This is a genomic window from Comamonas sp. BIGb0124 (assembly GCF_003752175.1).
Classification (GTDB): Bacteria; Pseudomonadota; Gammaproteobacteria; order Burkholderiales; family Burkholderiaceae_C; genus Comamonas_F.
On sequence record NZ_RJVF01000010.1, the window covers coordinates 149,998 to 168,883 of the forward strand.

At 66.8% G+C, this 18,886-nt stretch carries 14 protein-coding genes; 10 read left to right on the forward strand and 4 right to left on the reverse strand.

The window, feature by feature from the left end:
• Positions 1-15 precede the first annotated feature (15 nt).
• Positions 16-444: a DoxX family protein gene (locus EC845_RS11325; protein ID WP_123298217.1), complete on the forward strand. Its 429-nt coding sequence runs from the start codon at positions 16-18 to the stop codon at positions 442-444.
• A 215-nt stretch (positions 445-659) separates the two neighbouring features.
• Positions 660-1,616, forward strand: a complete 957-nt coding sequence (epsC, locus tag EC845_RS11330; protein WP_123298218.1) for a serine O-acetyltransferase EpsC — start codon at positions 660-662, stop codon at positions 1,614-1,616.
• Between the two features lie 78 nt (positions 1,617-1,694).
• Here the strand turns inward: epsC and EC845_RS11335 are convergent, their stop codons facing one another.
• Positions 1,695-2,240, reverse strand: a complete 546-nt coding sequence (locus tag EC845_RS11335; RefSeq protein WP_123298219.1) for a YbaN family protein — start codon at positions 2,238-2,240, stop codon at positions 1,695-1,697.
• Positions 2,241-2,407: 167 nt separating this feature from the next.
• Here EC845_RS11335 and def point away from each other — a divergent pair, with 167 nt between their 5' ends.
• Positions 2,408-2,932: a peptide deformylase gene (gene def / locus EC845_RS11340; protein WP_123298220.1), complete on the forward strand. Its 525-nt coding sequence runs from the start codon at positions 2,408-2,410 to the stop codon at positions 2,930-2,932.
• A gap of 102 nt (positions 2,933-3,034) precedes the next feature.
• Here def and EC845_RS11345 read toward each other — a convergent pair whose 3' ends face one another.
• Both EC845_RS11345 and EC845_RS11350 read right to left on the reverse strand, forming a co-directional pair.
• On the reverse strand, positions 3,035-3,382 hold the full coding sequence (locus EC845_RS11345; RefSeq protein WP_123298221.1) for an HPF/RaiA family ribosome-associated protein: 348 nt from the start codon (positions 3,380-3,382) through the stop codon (positions 3,035-3,037).
• A gap of 173 nt (positions 3,383-3,555) precedes the next feature.
• The gene (locus tag EC845_RS11350) at positions 3,556-6,165 is read right to left on the reverse strand and encodes a [protein-PII] uridylyltransferase (RefSeq protein WP_123298450.1); all 2,610 of its coding nucleotides are present in this window, start codon (positions 6,163-6,165) and stop codon (positions 3,556-3,558) included.
• Positions 6,166-6,502: 337 nt separating this feature from the next.
• Between EC845_RS11350 and hpxO the strand changes: the two genes are divergently transcribed.
• On the forward strand, positions 6,503-7,660 hold the full coding sequence (gene hpxO, locus EC845_RS11355; RefSeq protein WP_123298222.1) for an FAD-dependent urate hydroxylase HpxO: 1,158 nt from the start codon (positions 6,503-6,505) through the stop codon (positions 7,658-7,660).
• Positions 7,661-7,723: 63 nt separating this feature from the next.
• Here hpxO and map read toward each other — a convergent pair whose 3' ends face one another.
• On the reverse strand, positions 7,724-8,536 hold the full coding sequence (gene map, locus EC845_RS11360) for a type I methionyl aminopeptidase (protein WP_123298223.1): 813 nt from the start codon (positions 8,534-8,536) through the stop codon (positions 7,724-7,726).
• Positions 8,537-8,668: 132 nt separating this feature from the next.
• Between map and EC845_RS11365 the strand changes: the two genes are divergently transcribed.
• From EC845_RS11365 to EC845_RS11390, 6 genes are all read left to right on the forward strand, one after another.
• On the forward strand, positions 8,669-10,453 hold the full coding sequence (locus EC845_RS11365) for an acyl-CoA dehydrogenase family protein (RefSeq protein ID WP_123298224.1): 1,785 nt from the start codon (positions 8,669-8,671) through the stop codon (positions 10,451-10,453).
• A 108-nt stretch (positions 10,454-10,561) separates the two neighbouring features.
• Positions 10,562-10,855, forward strand: coding sequence for a PsiF family protein (locus EC845_RS11370; protein ID WP_123298225.1), 294 nt, complete (start codon positions 10,562-10,564; stop codon positions 10,853-10,855).
• A 109-nt stretch (positions 10,856-10,964) separates the two neighbouring features.
• On the forward strand, positions 10,965-11,783 hold the full coding sequence (locus EC845_RS11375) for a 2-keto-4-pentenoate hydratase (protein WP_148077293.1): 819 nt from the start codon (positions 10,965-10,967) through the stop codon (positions 11,781-11,783).
• A 207-nt stretch (positions 11,784-11,990) separates the two neighbouring features.
• Positions 11,991-13,349, forward strand: a complete 1,359-nt coding sequence (locus EC845_RS11380) for a virulence factor family protein (protein ID WP_123298227.1) — start codon at positions 11,991-11,993, stop codon at positions 13,347-13,349.
• Between the two features lie 101 nt (positions 13,350-13,450).
• Positions 13,451-17,482 (forward strand): phosphoribosylformylglycinamidine synthase, encoded by a 4,032-nt coding sequence (gene purL / locus EC845_RS11385; RefSeq protein WP_123298451.1) that lies wholly within the window; start codon positions 13,451-13,453, stop codon positions 17,480-17,482.
• Positions 17,483-17,770: 288 nt separating this feature from the next.
• Positions 17,771-18,712, forward strand: coding sequence for a LysR family transcriptional regulator (locus tag EC845_RS11390; RefSeq protein ID WP_123298228.1), 942 nt, complete (start codon positions 17,771-17,773; stop codon positions 18,710-18,712).
• Positions 18,713-18,886: the final 174 nt, after the last annotated feature.

Below are 18,886 nucleotides of genomic sequence, written 5' to 3' on the forward strand. Positions count from 1 at the left end.
CGATCGGATTCCATCATGTCTCAATTTCCCTCCGTCCCCAACGCTTCCACGGCGCCGTATGCCGCATTCCTGCTGCGCCTGGCGCTGGGTGTGATGTTTCTGGCCCATGGCCTGACCAAGCTGCTGGTGTTCACCCCGGCCGGCACGGCCCAGTTCTTTTCCAGCGTCGGTTTTCCCGGATTCCTGGCCTATCCGGTCATCGCGTTCGAGGTGATCGGCGGCATCTTCCTGATCCTGGGCATCGTGCCGCGCTGGGTGGCCGCCGTGGCTGCCGTGCAACTGCTGTTCGCATCGAGCGTGCACTGGGGCAACGGCTGGGCTTTTGCCGCCCCCAACGGCGGTGGCTGGGAGTACCCGGTGTTCCTCGCCGTGTCTGCTGCGGCATTGGCCTTGCTGGGTGACGGTGCCTACGCGCTGCGGCCTTCCACGGGCCGGCGCGGCTAAGACGGCTTTCGCCGGTCTGCGCCATGCGGCGGGCGATGCACCCGGCCGGGGGCCTGCATCGCCCGCCGCGTGTGGCCGCTTCCTGCCAAGCCGGGGTTGCCGACAGGTTTATCCCGCTTGCGCTAAATTCAGGGGCAGCGCGCCCAGATGCGCGCCGCACGGGCGACTTCACCGCCGGCCCGGATTGCAGAACCGTATTCAAACGACAAGCCCCCATGCCTTCTCCGTCCATCCCCCCCGTTTCCGGCACGGCGCCGGCTGCCGATACCGCCACCTCCTGGGATCTGGCCTCTGTCGTGCAGGCCTTGCGTGTCTCGCGCGAGGAACAGCACAAGATCCGATACAAAGGCCGTATCCGCGAGTTGCCGTCGCGCAAGGTGATGAAGCAGGTTCTCGACGGCTGCCTGGCCGCGCTGTTTCCCACGCACTACGGGCAAGCCGAACTCGACGACCACAGCATCGATTTTTTCGTCGGCCAGCGGCTCAACGACACCCTGCATCTGCTTCAGGAGCAGGTGCGTCGCGGCCTGCATTTTTCTGCACACGACAGCGAGGTCGAGACCGATGTCCAGATCCTGCAGGCGCGTGCGGCACAGATCACGGCGCAGTTCGCTCAAGGGTTGCCCCAGGTACGTGCCGTGGTGGTCAGCGACCTTCAGGCGGCCTATCAGGGCGATCCGGCGGCCACCAGCATTTCCGAGATCCTGCTGTGTTATCCCGGCGTGGCGGCGATCATCTGCCATCGGCTGGCCCATGCGCTCTATGGGCTGGGCTCGCCTTTCCTGGCGCGCATGCTGGCCGACATCGCCCATGCGCGCACCGGCATCGACATCCATCCCGGAGCCCGGATCGGCCGCAGCTTTTTCATCGACCACGGCACGGGTGTGGTGATCGGCCAGACGGCCATCATCGGCGAGCGGGTCCGGCTGTACCAGCATGTCACGCTGGGTGCCAAGCGCTTTCCCATGGAAGAGGACGGCAGTCTGGTCAAGGGTCTGGCCCGTCACCCTGTGGTCGAGGACGACGTGGTGATCTACGCCGGAGCCACGGTGCTGGGTCGCGTCACCATCGGGCAGGGCTCCATCATCGGCGGCAATGTCTGGCTGACGCACAGCGTGCCGCCCAACAGCAATGTGAGCCAGGCCCAGACCCTCAGCGGTCCCTGCGACTGAGGGCTTGACCGGGGCCGGGAAGGCATGGCCTGGCGCCTTGCGGTCATCCGGGCTCGCTTGGCCCAGCGCCGGGCCGATTCAGCGGTCTGCGTGTTCGGTGCCGGGTGCCTGGGGCTCGGGCCGCATCCAGAGCCAGATCGACACGGCGGCCATGCTGCCGATGGCCACGATGGCCAGCCATGGGCGGTGAGCCGTGTAGGCGACGATCACGGCGCAGACCGCCATGGTGATGCTGGCGCTCCACTTGGCCTTGCGGCTGACCGTTCCGCCGTTGTGCCAGTTGATGATCATGGGCCCGAAAAGGCGATGCCTCACCAGCCAGCCGTAGAGCCGGGGCGAACTGCGTGCAGCCGCCCAGGCCGCCATCAGGACAAAGACCGTGGTGGGCAGGCCAGGCACAAAGATGCCGACGATGCCGGTCGCCAGGCTGAGGCCGGCAAACACCACGAGCAGCGCGCGAACCGGCCAGGGCAGCGGTTTGAGTGCACGCAGCGCTGCCAGGTGTTCGTCCACGCGCGCGGCATGGCTGGATTCACCCGGCAGGCCCGCTTTTTCGACACGTGAGACCGCGGGCCCGGATGTCTGAGGCTCGGCTGGGCTGTCGGAAGGGGAAGGCTGGGACATGGAATCGGCGGCTGGCGGACAATCGGTCTGAATGGGTCGGGGCGCGGTCGTTGTCGTCGAAACCTGCCGGCGGACTGGCGGTTTCTGTCTTGTTCGGCTATTGTGCATGCGCCTGTCGAGCCCGTCGTGCCTCGCTGGATTGACATGGCGCAAACAAGGCTTATTGCATGACCCTGAGAACCATCATCAAGATGGGCGATCCGCGCCTGCTGCGGGTCGCCCAGCCCGTCACCGAATTCGACACCGACGACCTGCATCTGCTGGTGGCCGACATGTGGCAGACCATGGATGCGGAAGGCGGCGTCGGGCTGGCCGCGCCACAGATCGCCGTCGACCTGCAGGTGATGGTGTTCGGTACGGGCGAGCCGCTGGCGCGCGATCCGGATGCTCCGGTCATTGCGCGCACGGCGCTGGTCAACCCGGTGATCGAGCCGCTGGACGACGAACAGGAAGAGGGTTGGGAAGGCTGCCTGTCCATTCCCGGCTTGCGTGCCATGGTGCCGCGATGGAAACGCATCCGCTACAGCGGATTCGACGTGTACGGCGACCCGGTCGAGCAGGTCGCCGAAGGGTTCCACGCCCGTGTCGTGCAGCACGAATACGACCATCTGAAGGGCGTGCTCTACACCATGCGTATCCGGGATTTTGGCCGGTTCGGTTACACCGACGTGCTGTTTCCGCCGCAGGACTGAAGCGGCCCCGGCGAAAAGAAAAAAGGGCGGCACAGGCTTGCCGTGCCGCCCTTTCCGGGTCCTGCAGGCCCTCGCGGTCTGTGCGAGGCTGCAGGACAGGCCTCAGGCTTCGGCCGAACGGATGGTGTCGCGGCCGGCCTTGTCCTTGAGCTTGCCCAGGTCGGTGTCGAGTGCACGTGCGAGCTTGTCGATCGCCGCGACGAAAGCGGAAGCGACCTTGTCGGCTTCGGCGTTGACGGCAATGGCCGGGCGGCTGTTGGGACGGGCCTCGATCACGCAGCGCTTGTCGCCGGCACCGGTCTTGCCGGCATCGGTGTCGCTGACATAGATTTCCACACGGCTGACGTTTTCGCGGAAACGCGAGAGGCGGCTGGCCGTTTCTTCCTGCAGCCAGCTGGCGAGCGATTCACCGCCTTGGATGTGATCGTCTGTACGGACTTGGATGTGCATGGATGCTCCTTTCGTGTTGATCGGGGACGGCCTGCGAACCGGAGTCCGCGCCGTCCCATCCATCATGCACCCGATTCGTGGTGCGCCGCCTGTTCGGCATCCAGGCCTTGTCCGGCAATGCCTGTCATCCAAAGGCGACGATGCGCACAGACCGGGCGATCGCTGGCGAAGGATCAGGCTTGCAGGGCCTCGAGCAGCTCGTTTTCGATGTCGTGGCGATTGCGGTACTGCGTCAGCGTCTCGCCGCTGATCAGAAACGTATCTTCGATGCGTTCGCCCAGCGTGGTGATCTTGGCCATCTGCAGGTTGACGCCATGGCGGCCCAGCACGTGGGCGACGGCGTGCAGCAGGCCCACACGGTCGCTGGCGATGATGTTGAGCACCCAGTTCTGCGCTTTTTCATCGGGCAGCCAGTCGACCTGCGGCTGTACCGGAAAGCTCTTGACGCGGCGCGAGACACGGCCGCGGCTGGGCAGGCGCAGGGTGTCCGGACGGGCGATGGTCAACGGCAGCTCGGTCTCGATCATGGAGACCAGTTCGCGGTAGTGCTCGGGGACCAGGGAGCTGACGATCTGGAAGGTGTCGAGCGCGTGGCCGTCGTTGGTGGTGTGCACCTTGGCGTCGAGAATCGAAAAGCCGTTCTGCTCGAAATACGCGCACAGGCTGGCAAACAGCGAGGGCTGATCGGGGGTGTACACCATCACCTGCAGGCCTTCGCCCACCGGCGAGAACCGGGCGCGCACCACGGTCGTCGGCTTGGCTGGCCCGCCGTCGGTCTTCTGGCCCGCGGCCTTGGCCAGCACGGGGCCGAGCTGGCGTGTGTGCCAGGCGATATCGCCGGCATCGTGGCGCATGAAGTAACGCACGTCGAGCGTGCCCCAGAGCGCTTCCTGTCCATTGGGCAGCGCCGTGTTCAGCGCGAGTTGCTTGATGGCCTCGCGCTTGCGCATCTCGACCTGCGCATCGGCGTCGGGCAGGCGGCCGCCCATGGCGCGCAGGGTGTAGCGGTACAGGTCTTCGAGCAGCTTGCCTTTCCAGGCGTTCCAGACCTTGGGGCTGGTTCCGCGGATATCGGCAACGGTCAGCAGATACAGCGCGGTGAGCTTGCGCTCGCTGCCGACGCGGTCGACAAAGGCGCTGATGACGGCCGGGTCGCTGAGATCCTGCTTCTGCGCGATGCTGCTCATGGTCAGGTGTTCGGCCACCAGGAACTCGATGAGCTCGGCGTCGGCCGTGGCGATGTGGTGCTCCTTGCAGAAACGCCTCACCTCGACCGCGCCGAGTTCGGAATGATCGCCGCCGCGGCCCTTGGCGATGTCGTGGAACAGGGCTGCGACGTAGAGCAGCCAGGGCTTGTCCCAGCCTGCGGCCAGTTGCGCGCACATCGGATACTCGTGCGCATGCTCGGCCATGAAGAAACGCCGCACGTTGCGCAGCACCATGAGGATGTGCTGATCGACCGTGTAGACGTGGAACAGGTCGTGCTGCATCTGCCCCACGATGCGGCGGAACACCCAGAGGTAGCGGCCCAGCACCGAGGTGTCGTTGAGCAGGCGGAACACGTGGGTCTGGCCCTCGGGCGCCTGCAGGATGCGCATGAACATCGCATGGTTGACCGGGTCGTGGCGGAATGCGCTGTCCATGATTTCGCGCGCGTTGTAGAGCGCGCGCATGGTGCGCGCCGACAGGCCGCGGATGGCGTGCAGCGTCTGGTAGAGATAGAAGGTCTCGAGGATGGCGTGCGGCTGTTCGAAGTACAGGTCGTCGCGGGCCACCTCGATCAGGCCGGCCTTGTCGAAGAAACGTTCGTTGATGGGGCGCAGTTCGTGATCCGCCGGGTTGAGGCGTTCGTCGATGTTGAGCAGCAGGATCTGGTTGAGCTGGCTGACGGCCTTGGCTGCCCAGTAGTAATGCTTCATCAGCTGTTCGCTGCTGCGGTGGCCGCTTTGCGCCGTGTAGCCGAACATCTCGGCGACCGCGGTCTGCATGTCGAACACCAGCCGGTCTTCGCGCCGGCTGGCGGCCAGGTGCAGGCGGGCGCGCACCAGGCTGAGCAGGGCTTCGTTGTGCTTGATCTGACGTGCCTCGAAGCGGGTGATGAGGCCGTTGCGGCTGAGCTCGTCCCAGTTCTTGCCGAAGCCCGATGCACGTGCCACCCATTGCACCACCTGCAGATCGCGCAGGCCGCCGGGCGATTCCTTGCAGTTGGGTTCGAGCGCATACGGCGTGTTCTCGAACTTGGCGTGGCGCTGCCGCATCTCCTGCATCTTGGCGACATAGAACGCGCGGGCGTCGAGTGCGTCCTCGAAGCCGGCCCGGAACTGCATATAGAGCTTGCGGCTGCCCGTCACGAGGCGGGCTTCGAGCAGCGAGGTCTGCACCGTGACGTCCTTGGCCGCCTCGCTCAGGCATTCGCTCACGGTCCGCACGCTCGAGCCGATCTCGAGCCCCGCATCCCAGCAGTTGCCGATGAAGCGCTCGAGCTTTTCCTTGAGCTCGGGGTCGACCTCGGGCCGCGTGCGATCGGGCATCAGTACCAGGACATCCACGTCCGAGTAGGGAAACAGCTCGCCGCGGCCGAAGCCGCCCACCGCCGCGAGGGCAAAACCCTCGGGCAGCGCAGCAGCCTTCCACAGGGTCTTGAGGACCTGGTCCGCCTCGCGTGCGAGATGGCGCATCACGCTGTGGATGCCGCGCACGGATTGTCCGCTGGTGGCGATGTCGCCGAACAATTCGGCCTTGCGCGCGCGGTAGTCGTCTCGCAGTAGGTTGATGTCGATCATGGGAGGCGGATGGGAAGACGGCAGGAAAGTGGGGAACGGCGGCGGTGCCGGACCCTGCATGTTAAAGCGTGCAAGGCGTGCAGTCCCGGTGAGGACCGCATGCGCGCTCGGTATCAAATTCTAGGGCCGGTCGGGCAGAACGCAAGGCCGGTGGCCGCACGGTGCTATCAATGCGGGAACCGGGGCGGCCGGGGCGCGAAAAGGGCAGGGTGGCCCGATTTTTGTATACACTTTTGGGTGGCCGCATAACGGTGGTCCGTTGAGGCCGATGCTGCATCATGATGGTGCGGCGCGGCGAATCCAGGCACCAGGACGTGGCAGATATCAAGGAATCCGCATGAAAGTCATCATCATCGGGGCAGGCATGGGCGGCTTGAGCGCAGGCATCGCGCTCAAGCGCATCGGCTACGACGTCGAGATCTACGAACAGGTGCTCGAGATCCGGCCTGTCGGTGCCGCCATTTCCGTGTGGTCCAACGGCGTGAAATGCCTGAACTACCTGGGCCTCGAGCGCGAGACCGCGGCGCTCGGCGGGCAGATGGACAGCATGGCCTACATGGACGGCCATACCGGCGAGGTCATGACGCAGTTCAGCCTGCAGCCCCTGGTCGAGGCCGTCGGCCAGCGGCCTTATCCGGTGTCCCGCGCGGCCCTGCAGTTCATGCTGATGGATGCCTTCGGTCGCGACCGCATCCATCTGGGCATGAAGCTCACGCAGGTGCACGACGACGGGCAGCAGGTCACCGCCACCTTCGCCGACGGCAGCACCGCGACGGGCGACCTGCTGATCGGCGCCGACGGCACCCACTCGACCGTGCGTGCGCATGTGCTGGGCAGCCAGCCCGAGCGGCGCTATGCGGGTTATGTCAACTGGAACGGCCTGGTCGACATCGACGAGCGCATCGCGCCGGCCACGCAGTGGACCACCTTCGTGGGCGAGGGCAAGCGGGTGTCGGTGATGCCCATTGCCGGCGGCCGTTTCTATTTCTTTTTCGATGTGCCGCTGCCGACCGGCCTGCCCAACGACCGCGCAACCTATCCGGCCCTGCTGGGCGAGTATTTCAAGGGTTGGGCCGAGCCGGTGCAGCGCCTGATCGGCCAGATCGATCCGCAGACCACCAACCGCGTGGAAATCCACGACATCGAACCCTTCATGCAGTTCGCGCGGGGCCGTGTGGCCTTGCTGGGCGATGCCGGTCACAGCACCACGCCCGACATCGGGCAGGGCGGCTGTGCGGCCATGGAGGACGCCGTGGTGCTGGCGATCGCGCTGCAGACCAACACCCTGGGCGTGGAAGACGCGCTGGTGCGCTACCAGAACAAACGCAACGAGCGCACTGCCGAACTGGTGTTGCGTGCCCGCAGGCGCTGCGACGTCACGCATGCCAAGGACCCCGAGGTCACGCAGCGCTGGTACGAGGAACTGCGCCGCGAGGATGGCAGCAACGTCATCCGCGGCATCATCTCCAACATCGAAGGCAACCCGCTGGGCTGAGCCGGCGTGGGGTCGGCAGGGCGGCTCGCCGGGAGCCGTCCGCCGTGGCGCAGGTATCAGGTCTCAGGTCTTGACGGCCTGCACGAACGCCGGAAGGGCCGGACTGCCTTCCGACAGGGTCAGCACCTCGTAGCCCGTTTCGGTCACCAGCACGGTGTGTTCCCATTGGGCCGACAGCGAGTGGTCCTTGGTGACGATGGTCCAGCCGTCGTTGCCCAGTTCCTTGACCTCTTTGCGGCCGAGGTTGAGCATGGGCTCGATGGTGAAGATCATGCCCGGCTTGAGCTGTTCATGCGTGCCGGGGCGGCCGTAGTGCAGCACCTGCGGCTCCTCGTGGAAATTCTGGCCCACGCCGTGGCCGCAGAACTCGCGCACCACCGACAGGCCGTGGCCTTCGGCGAATTTCTGGATGGCATGACCGATGTCGCCGAAATGGTTGCCCGGCTTGACCTGCAGGATGCCGAGCCACATCGCGTCGAAGGTCAGCGCACAGAGCCGCTTGGCCGCGATCGAGGCGTCGCCGATCACATACATGCGGCTGTTGTCGCCGTACCAGCCATCCTTGATGACGGTGACATCGATGTTCATGATGTCGCCCTTCTTCAAGGGCTTGTCATTGGGAATGCCATGGCACACCACGTGGTTGAGCGAGGTGCACAGCGATGCCGGATAGGGCGGATAGCCGGGGGGCTGGTAGTTGAGGGTGGCCGAGACGGTGCCTTGCTGGGCCATGTAGCCCCGGGCCAGTTCGTCGATCTGCCGGGTGGTCGTGCCGGCCTTGATGTGCGGGTCGAGATAGTCCAACACTTCGGAGGCCAGCCTGCAAGCCAGTCTCATGGCCTCGATGCCGGCCTGGTCTTTGATGATGATGCTCATATGGCGTCGATTTTAAGCGTTCCGGCCGGAGCGGGCCGGCTCGGGCACGAAGCCCCCGGCTTTCGGTAAACCCCCATCGCGCCCGGCGGCGGACGGGTCCAGAATGGACCGACAGGCCCTCCGGAGCACGCCATGAATGATTTCGCCTCGTCCAACCTGGGGTCGCATGCCGTTCTGGAAACGGTCGTGCACAACCAGCCGCCCGAACTCAAGGACTGGAATCCGTATGCCAGCGATCCCGTGCTGTCGCGTGCCGTGTTGCGCGGGGGCGCGGGCTGGCACGAGTCGGCCCTGGTTCACCAGGGCGCCGAGTGCGGCAGCGAAGCCACCTTGCGTGACGCCGAGGATGTGCAGCGTTACCCGCCCGAACTTCAGAGCCACGACCGTGCCGGCGAGCGGATCGACGTGGTTCGTTTCCACCCCGCCTGGCACCGCATGATGGATCTGGCCCGCCGCCATGGCGTGGCCAACCTGTCGCATCTGGACGACCGGCCCTCTGCGTGGACTGCGCGCGCCGCGGCGCACGTTCTCCACTGCCAGGCCGAGCCGGGTTCCAGTTGCCCGACCACCATGACCCATGCGGCCATCCCTGTGCTGCGCCGGCATCCGGCCCTGCATGCGGCGCTGGCCACCCGGCTGGCGGCCCGCGAGCACGACCCGCGCGATCTGCCGATCGAGCAGAAGTTCGCCGTCACCCTCGGCATGGGCATGACCGAGCGCCAGGGGGGCAGCGATGTGCGCGGGAACCTCACCCAGGCCGTGCCGCTGCAGGGGCAGACCGATGGCCCCTGGGGCACCGAGTTCCTGATCACCGGTCACAAATGGTTTTTCTCTGCCCCCATGTGCGACGCCCATCTGGTGCTGGCCCGTGAGCGCGGCGCCGATGCCCAGGGCGGGGCCGAGCTCGGGCTGTCGTGTTTTTTCGTGCCGCGCTGGCGTCCCGATGGCGGGCGCAACACGGTGCATCTGCAGCGCCTCAAGGACAAGGTGGGCAACCGCTCCAATGCCAGTGCCGAGGTCGAGTTCGCCGCCGCCTGGGGCGTGCGCGTCGGCGAGCCCGGCCGCGGCATCGGCATCCTGCTCGAGATGGCGACGCTGACCCGGCTCGACTGCGCGCTCTCGAGCGCAGCGTTCATGCGGCAGGGACTGGTGCAAGCCCTGCACCATGCCCGCTGGCGCAAGGCCTTCGGCAAACCGCTGGCCGAGCAGCCCCTGATGCGCAGCGTGCTGGCCGACATGGCGCTCGAATCCGAGGCCGCCATGCTGCTGGCCATGGACCTGGCGGGCCGGTTCGGGCAGGCGGCGGCCTGGCAGCAGGGCGACGCCGGCACGTCCGGCGAATCCACCCAGGCGCTGCCGGACAGCGATTCGCTGGCGCTCGACCTGGCCTGGCGCCGCTTGATCACCCCTGTTGCGAAGTACTGGAACTGCAAGCGCGCCGTGGCCTTTGCGGGCGAGGCGATGGAGGTTCTGGGTGGCAACGGGTATGTCGAGTCCTCGCCGCTGGCCCGGCTGTTCCGCGAGGCGCCGGTGAACGCCATCTGGGAGGGCTCGGGCAACATCATGTGCCTCGACATGCTGCGGGTGGCCGCACGTCATCGCGAGGATGCCCAGCGTGTGCTGCAGCATCTCGACGAGGTGGCCGGACAGGCGGGCTGCGCGCCGCTGCAGCGTCTGGTGCAGGGGCTGGCCGTGCAGTTCCTGCGGCCGGCCGAACTGCTGGAGCCCCGGGCGCGTCATGCCGCGCAGCAACTGGCCCTGGCGGCGCAAGGTGCGCTCATGCTGCAGTTCGGCAGCCCGGCGGCAACCGGCATTTTTGTCGACAGCCGGCTCGATCCCGATTGGGGAGCGGCCTGGGGCGGCGGGGCCCAGGCCCTTCCGGCGCAAGAGCTGCTGGCCCAGGCCTGGACGGCTTGAGCCGGCGTTTGTCAGATCGTCCTGAACCGGGTCTGCCCACTTGTTGAGCCCCCCGGAGCATGCTGAAATGCGCCTGCGCCGATCAGGCGTTTGTTTCAGGAGCACCACATGACCACAACACGCGCTTCTTTCCTGTATCCGGCCCTGTCGGCCGTGGTTTGCCTGCTGGCCTTGGCCACGCCGGTGCACGCGGCAGACAAAACAGCCCAGCAAAGCCTGATGGCGACCTGCAACCAGCAGGCCACCGGCAAGACCGGGGACGATCGCAAGGCGTTCATGAAAAGCTGTCTGTCCAACAGCAAGTTGCGGCAGCAGGAGAAAATGAAAACCTGCAACGCCTCCGCGACCGGACTCAAGGGGGACGAACGCAAGCAGCATCTCTCCGAGTGCCTCAAGAAGTAGTCCTCCGATTCCTCTTGTCCTGCACACCTGCTTGCGCGCAGGCAGGCCGACCGGCCGTCGACCGACGGCCGGTTTGATTTTTCATCTTTTCCTGGATGGTTTCCACCGCATGCTCACCGATCAACAACTGTCCGATTGCGCTGCCGAACTCCTTGCCGCCCGTACGGCGGTCCGCACGCTGCGCCCCGTCTCGCACCGCTACCCGGGTGTGACCCTGGACGAAGCCTACGAGATCGATGCACGTGTCCATCGGCTGCGGCTGGCGCAGGGCGCCGTGGCGCTGGGCCGCAAGATCGGGCTGACGAACACGTCCGCCTGGCGCAAGCTGGGCGTCGAGGCGCCGGTCTGGTCGTCGATCTACGGGCACAGCGTGATCCATTGGACGGACACCCGCGGCCGCCTCAGCCTGGCCCCTTTCCTGGCACCGCGCATCGAGCCCGAAGTGGTCGTGCACTTCCGCGAGGCACCCGATGTGAGCCAGGGCGAGGAAGGGGTGCTCGCGGCCATCGACTGGATCGCCAGCGGCTACGAGATCGTGCAGTCCAACTACGACAGCAAGGACACCGTGGTGGCCGATACGGTGGCCAACTCGGTGTTCCATGGTTGCCTGGTGGTCGGTCCGCAGGTCGCGGTCTCGGCCCTGTCCGACGGTCTGGCCGAAGACCTGAAGCATTTCTCCCTGCTGCTGTCGCGCGACGGCGTCGCGGTCGAGAAGGGCGAGGGCCGGCAGGTGCTGGGCAGCCCCCTGCAGTCCATTCTGGCTCTGGCCCGTGTGCTGGCCGCACAGTCGCGCCCGCCCATCGCCGCAGGCGAGATCGTCACCACCGGCACGATCACGACGGCTTATCCGGTCGAGGCCGGGCAGACCTGGCATTCGCAGATCGACGGCCTCGACCTGACGGGGCTCAGCATCGAATTCACGGCCTGAGTGCCCTCGCGCCGGTTTCTCGCGAGGCCAGTGAGCCCCCCGAGAAGCGCCGGGCCGGTTGGAAACCCTCACAATGTGCCCGCCTGCGTGTGCAGGCAGGCTGAGCCGGATCGCGACCGGACCGGTGCATGCCCATCCTCGATCGACAGAGGGCAGGTGGCGCCGGTACAGAGGGCGGATCGGGCAGTTCCAAGGGGATGAGGACGCATGAAACGGTGGATCAAGACGGGCGTGGCCGTCGCAGGGGCGGGCCTGGTGGCCGCAGCCATCTGGGTCGGTGTGGGTTACTGGCAGAGCGAAAGCCTGGGCGGCCGTTTCGGTGACGTCGAGGTGATCGGTCCCACGGATCGGGACACCGAGGCGGCGCGCGCGCTGGTGATCCTGCTGGCCCAGGATTCGGATTCCGAGTCGGTCGAACGGCAGGCCGCCCGGCGCATCGCCGCCCAGGGCGCACTGGTGGCCGTGGTCGATCTCGACGACTATGCCAGCGTGCAGCGCGTGGCCGAAACCCGCGGTTGCGGCATTCTGGCCGGCGATCTGGGCTACATGGCCAAACAACTGCTGCGCCGCGAGGATGTACAGGGCTTTCTGCTGCCGGTGCTGGCGGGCACGGGCGCCGGCGGAGTGCTGGCGCACCAGGCGGTTGCCGCAGCCATGCCCGAGACGGTGGCCGGCGCCGTGGTCGATGGCGGTCCCGCCGAAACCGGGGTGCAGTTGCCCGACTGCGCCACGGGCCAGCCGGCAGCCGACCAGGGTTTTCTCTACACGGTGCAGCCATCGAGCGCCAATCCGGCGCGGGCACCCGATCCAGCCGGAGTGGGGCAGGCCGCGCAGGCGCTGATGCAGGAAGAGGCGGTCGAGCGCCTGGCGCAAGCCGTGATCCAGCATCTGTCTCACTCGGCACGCGGCGGTTTTGCCGGATTGCCCGTGGTCGAGCTTCACAAGCCGGGCAGCGAGCGGATGGCGCTGTTCATCTCGGGTGACGGCGGCTGGCGCGACATCGACCAGCAGGTCGGTGCGGAACTGGTCCAGCGCGGCATCTCGGTGCTGGGCTGGGATGCGCTGCGTTATTTCTGGAAAACCAAGACCCCCGAACAGACGGCCGCCGACGTGGCCCGTGTGCTGGCCGAGTACCGCCAGCGCTGGCAGGTGCGTGAAGTGGCGCTGATCGGTTATTCGTTCGGTGCCGACGTCATGCCCTTCATCTACCAGCGGCTGCCCGAGGAGCAGCGGCAATCGGTGCGTTTCGTGTCGTTGCTGGGGCTGGCGGGCAAAGCGGATTTCCACATCCGTGTGGGCGGCTGGCTGGGCATCGGCTCCAGCGACGGCCGCTCGACGCTGGAGGCCATGGTGCACGTGCCGGCCGCGCGGGTGCAGTGTGTCTACGGGCGAGAGGATGTCGAGAGTGCCTGTCCGCAACTCGCTGCCAGTGGCGCTTCCGTGCTCGAAACGGCGGGCGGTCACCATTTCGACGGCGACCATGCGCGCCTGACCGAACGCATCATCGAGGCCTGGGACCGCACGCCGCCCCTGCCGGCCTCCGGCGGCGGAACGGCGGCGCGCTGAAGCGGGGCTTGCCCCGAACCCGTTAAAATCCCGGCTTCCCTCCCCACCGCCCGAACGCCCCGGCCTTGCCGGGCGCCGCGCAAAACCTGGCCACTCGCACCGTGACCCCGTATCTTTCCCTCTTCGAAGGCGCCGCCCCCGGCATCAACGCGCTGTCCTCCTTCCGCGCCCAGCAACTGCTGCCTCAGCTCCAGGCGATCCACGACAAGATCAACGGCATCCATGCCCGGTTCGTGCACGTGGCGGTGTTCGACGGCCAGCCCGACGAAGCCACGGCGGCCCGGGTCGCGGCCCTGCTGAGCTACGGCGAGCCCTACGAAGTCCCGACCGAGTTCTCGGACGGCGGCGTGATCCTGGTCAGCCCGCGCATCGGCACGGTGTCGCCCTGGGCTTCCAAGGCCACCGACATCGCCCACAACTGCGGACTGGCGCTGCACCGCGTCGAGCGTGTCACCGAGTACGTGCTCACCTTCAAGACCGGCCTGCTGGCCGGCAAGCCCAGCCTGAGCCAGGCTCAGCGAGAGCAGATCGGCCTGCTGCTGCACGACCGCATGACCGAAAGCGTGATGTACAGCCGCGACCAGCTCGCGCGCCTGTTCACCGTGCTCGAGGCCGCGCCCATGGCCACCGTCGACGTGCTGGCCGGCGGCCGGGCAGCCCTCGAAGCCGCCAACACCGAATTCGGCCTGGCCCTGGCCGACGACGAGATCGACTACCTGGTCGACGCCTTCACCCGGCTGGGCCGCAATCCCACCGACGTGGAGCTGATGATGTTCGCCCAGGCCAACAGCGAACACTGCCGGCACAAGATCTTCAATGCCCGGTTCACGATCAATGGCGAGGAGATGCCCAACAGCCTCTTCGGCATGATCCGCCACACCCACAAGAACGCACCCCAGCACACCGTCATCGCCTATGCCGACAACGCTTCGGTGATGGAGGGCTACACGCTCGAGAAGTTCGTGGCCAGCCCCGAACAGCAGGACCGCGCACCCAGCTATACACGCCAGCAGGAACTGCGGCATGTGCTGATGAAGGTCGAGACGCACAACCATCCGACGGCGATCTCGCCTTTCCCGGGCGCCTCCACCGGCTCCGGCGGCGAGATCCGCGACGAGGGTGCGACGGGCCGGGGCTCCAAGCCCAAGGCCGGCCTGAGCGGCTTCACGGTCTCCAAGCTCTGGCCCGACGCCGGTGCCGACTACGGCCGTCCGGCCCACATCGCCAGCGCCCTGCAGATCATGACCGAAGGCCCGCTGGGCGGCGCGGCGTTCAACAACGAGTTCGGCCGTCCCAATCTGACCGGCTATTTCCGTGAGTACGAGCAGACGGTGGCCGGCGAGCGCCGGGGTTACCACAAGCCCATCATGATCGCCGGCGGCGTCGGCACCATCGATGCGCGCCTGACCCGCAAGATCGTCTTCCCGGCCGGCAGCCTGCTGATCCAGCTGGGCGGCCCGGGCATGCGCATCGGCATGGGCGGCGGCGCCGCCAGTTCCATGGCCGCAGGCGCCAATGCCGCCTCGCTCGATTTCGACTCGGTGCAGCGCGGCAATCCCGAAATCGAACGGCGCGCACAAGAGGTGATCAACCACTGCGCCAACCTGGGCGATGCCAACCCCATCCTGGCGATCCACGACGTGGGCGCGGGCGGTCTCTCCAATGCGTTCCCCGAGCTGGTCAACGATGCGGGCCGCGGCGCGCGTTTCGATCTGTCCAAGGTGCCGCTCGAGGAGTCCGGCCTGGCGCCCAAGGAAATCTGGAGCAACGAAAGCCAGGAACGTTACGTGATGGCGATCGCGCCCGAATCGCTGGCCCAGTTCCAGGCCTTCTGCGAACGCGAGCGCTGCCCCTTTGCCGTGGTCGGCGTGACCACCGAGGAACGTGGCCTGTCGGTGGTCGAGAGCGATGCCGCCGAAGCGGCCGGTACGCTGGCACCCGTCGACATGCCCATGGACGTGCTGCTGGGCAAGCCGCCCAAGATGCACCGCGACGTGCAGACCGTGGAGCGCAGCTTCCAGCCCGTCGACTTCACCGGCGTGACGCTGCAGGATGCCGTCATCGCGGTGCTGGGCCACCCCACCGTGGCCTCCAAGCGATTCCTCATCACCATCGGCGATCGCACCGTGGGTGGACTGACCCACCGCGACCAGATGGTCGGACCCTGGCAAGTGCCCGTGGCCGACGTGGCCGTGACGCTGGCCGACTACGGCGGTTTCGCCGGCGAGGCCATGAGCATGGGCGAACGCACGCCGCTGGCGGCCTTCGACGCTCCGGCGTCCGGCCGCATGGCGGTTGCCGAGGCCATCACCAATCTGCTGGCTGCGCCGTTCGAGCTGTCGCGTGTCAAGCTGTCGGCCAACTGGATGGCCGCCTGCGGCGAACCGGGCGAAGATGCGGCCCTCTACCGCACCGTCGAGGCCGTCGGCCTGGAACTGTGCCCCGCCCTGGGCATCTCCATTCCCGTGGGCAAGGACTCGCTGTCCATGCGCACCCAATGGAAGGACGCCGACGGCGCCGCCCGCAAGGTCACGGCACCCGTTTCGCTCATCGTCTCGGCATTCGTGACCCTGGACGATGTGCGTGGCACCCTCACGCCCCAGCTCGAAGCCGAATCCGACACCACCCTGATCCTGGTCGACCTGGGCGCAGGCCAGCACCGCATGGCGGGCTCCGTCCTGGCCCAGGCGCTGGGCCAGGAAGGCACCGACGTGCCCGACCTCGACGATCCCCAGGACCTCGTGCATCTGGTCGATGCCGTCAACGCCCTGCGTGCGCAAGGCAAGTTGCTGGCCTACCATGACCGCAGCGACGGTGGCCTGCTGGCTGCCGTGGCCGAGATGGCCTTTGCCGGCCATGTCGGTGTGGCCCTGAATGTCGACATGCTCATCACCGAAGGCGACGGCATCAGCGACAGCCGCATGGAAACCGGGGACTCCAAGAACTGGGCGCAGCAGGTCAGCGGCCGTCGCGAGGAACTCACGCTCAAGGCGCTGTTCTGCGAAGAGCTCGGTGCCGTGCTGCAGGTGCGTACCGAAGAGCGCGATGCCGTGCTGCGCACCCTGCGCGAACACGGCCTGGGCCGCCTGACGCATGTCGTCGGCAAGACCCGTCCTGCCGCTTCGGCCATCGATGCAGGCAAGGGCCAACTGCAGGTCTGGCGCGACGCCAAGACGGTGTTCAGCGCCGAGCTCGCCGACCTGCATCAGGTCTGGGACAGCGTGAGCTGGAAGATCAACCAGCAGCGCGACAACCCGGCCTGTGCCGACAGCGAGCATGCCCTGGCAGGCGATCCGACCGATCCCGGCCTGCATGTCGCGCTGAGCTTCGACCCGGCCGAAGACGTTGCTGCGCCCTTCCTCAACCTCGCGCGCCCCAGGGTCGCCATCCTGCGCGAGCAGGGCGTCAACTCGCATGTCGAGATGGGCTATGCCTTCGACAGCGCCGGCTTCGAGGCGGTCGACGTGCACATGACCGACTTGCAGAACGGCCGGGCCAGTCTCGCCGACATGCAGGGCATCGTGGCCTGCGGCGGTTTCAGCTACGGCGACACGCTGGGGGCCGGCATCGGCTGGGCGCGTTCCATCACCTTCAACCCGGTGCTGGCCGAGCAGTTCCAGGCCTTCTTCGGCCGCAGCGACACCTTCGGCCTCGGCGTGTGCAATGGTTGCCAGATGTTTGCCGAACTGGCCGACATCATTCCCGGCGCCGAAGCCTGGCCGCGTTTCACCACCAACCGCAGCGAACGTTTCGAGGCCCGCCTGAGCCAGGTCGAGGTGCTGGAATCGCCCAGCCTGTTCTTTGCCGGCATGGCCGGCAGCCGCCTGCCCATCGCCGTGGCCCACGGCGAAGGTTATGCCAACTTCGCACGCCGCGGCGACGCGCAGCAGGTGATCGGCGCCATGCGTTTTGTCGACCACCACGGCCAGCCCACCGAGGTCTACCCGCTCAACCCCAACGGCAGCCCGCAGGGCCTGACGGCCGTGACCACGGCCGACGGCCGTTTCACTGCCATGATGCCGCACCCCGAGCGGGTCTTCCGTAATGTGCAGATGAGCTGGACCTCGGGCGATGCCGGCGCGGCCAGCCCGTGGCTGCGCATCTGGCGCAACGCCCGCAAGTGGGTGGGCTGATCGGCGACCGGACATCCTGACTCCCCGTCACAGGGGCGGTCGTCATGAAAAAGCCGCACGTCCTTCAAGGGATGTGCGGCTTTTTCGATTTCCGGGCCCGACCGGCCCGAGGTGCCGATGCGCCAGTGCGCCAGTGCGCCAGTGCGATATGCACGGTCGCCTGTTCGCACGGGCGCTGGCATGGCCGCGCCCGTCAGGGCCGTTCAAACACATGTATTATCCAAACGACATTTTTTGCCAGACAACTTGAAGGTAATCGATGGTCTCGAGAGGGGCCGGGCCGCTCCCATGTCCTCCCTCCTCGAAGTCCGACATCTCCGAACCCTGGTTGCTCTGCGCGACACCGGCAGCCTCGTGCGTGCCGCGCAGTTGCTCAACCTGACGCAGTCGGCCCTGTCGCACCAGGTCAAGCTGCTGGAAGCGCGTTATGGCGGCCCTTTGTTCGAACGCAAATCGGTGCCGCCCCTGTTCACCGGCACCGGGCAGCGCCTGCTCGAACTCGCCGATCGGGTGCTGCCGCAGGTCGAGGAGGCCGAACGCGATGTGGCCCGGCTCAGGGAAAGCGGGGCAGGTCAGTTGCGCATTGCCGTGGAATGTCACACCTGCTTCGATTGGCTCATGCCTGCGATGGACATCTTTCGGCAGCGCTGGCCCGAGGTCGAGCTCGACATCGTCTCGGGTTTCCAGGCCGATCCGGTGGGCCTGCTGCATCAGAACCGGGCCGACCTGGCCATCGTCTCGGAATGGAATCCCGAAGACGAGACCGGCAGTTCGCTGGCCAGCCTGACCGTGCGGCCCTTGTTCGCCTTCGAGATGGTGGCGCTGCTGTCGAACCAGCATCCGCTGCTGGCACGCAGTCACCTGTCGGCCGAGGATTTCGCCGACCAGACCCTGATCACCTATCCGGTGCCCGACGACATGCTCGACCTCATCCGGCAGGTGCTGCGGCCGGCCGGCGTGAGCGTGCCGCGCCGGACCACCGAGCTGACCGTGGCCATCCTGCAACTGGTGGCCAGCGGGCGCGGCGTGGCGGCCCTGCCGTTGTGGGCCGTCAAGCACTATCTCGATCGCGGCTACGTCTCGCAGCGCTCCATCACCGCCCAAGGCCTGACCTCCAGGCTGTATGCGGTCTGGCCGGCTCAGGCGACGGGGCGCAACCATCTCGAAGACTTCGTGCGCATCGTGCGCGAGACCACTTTCGTGAGCCTGCCCGACATCGAATTGCTGTAGCAAGAGGCCGGCCTGTACCGCGAGCCTTGTGCGGACTGGCAGCAGGGGTTACAATAGCGAGTTAAACGACCAAACGGGCGGACGACCTGACCGCCCTTTTTTTTTGGTCAAACGGATATGAACATGTTTGCGCACAGTATTTGACGGGCTTGTTAGGCGGACTGTTCTTGCGAC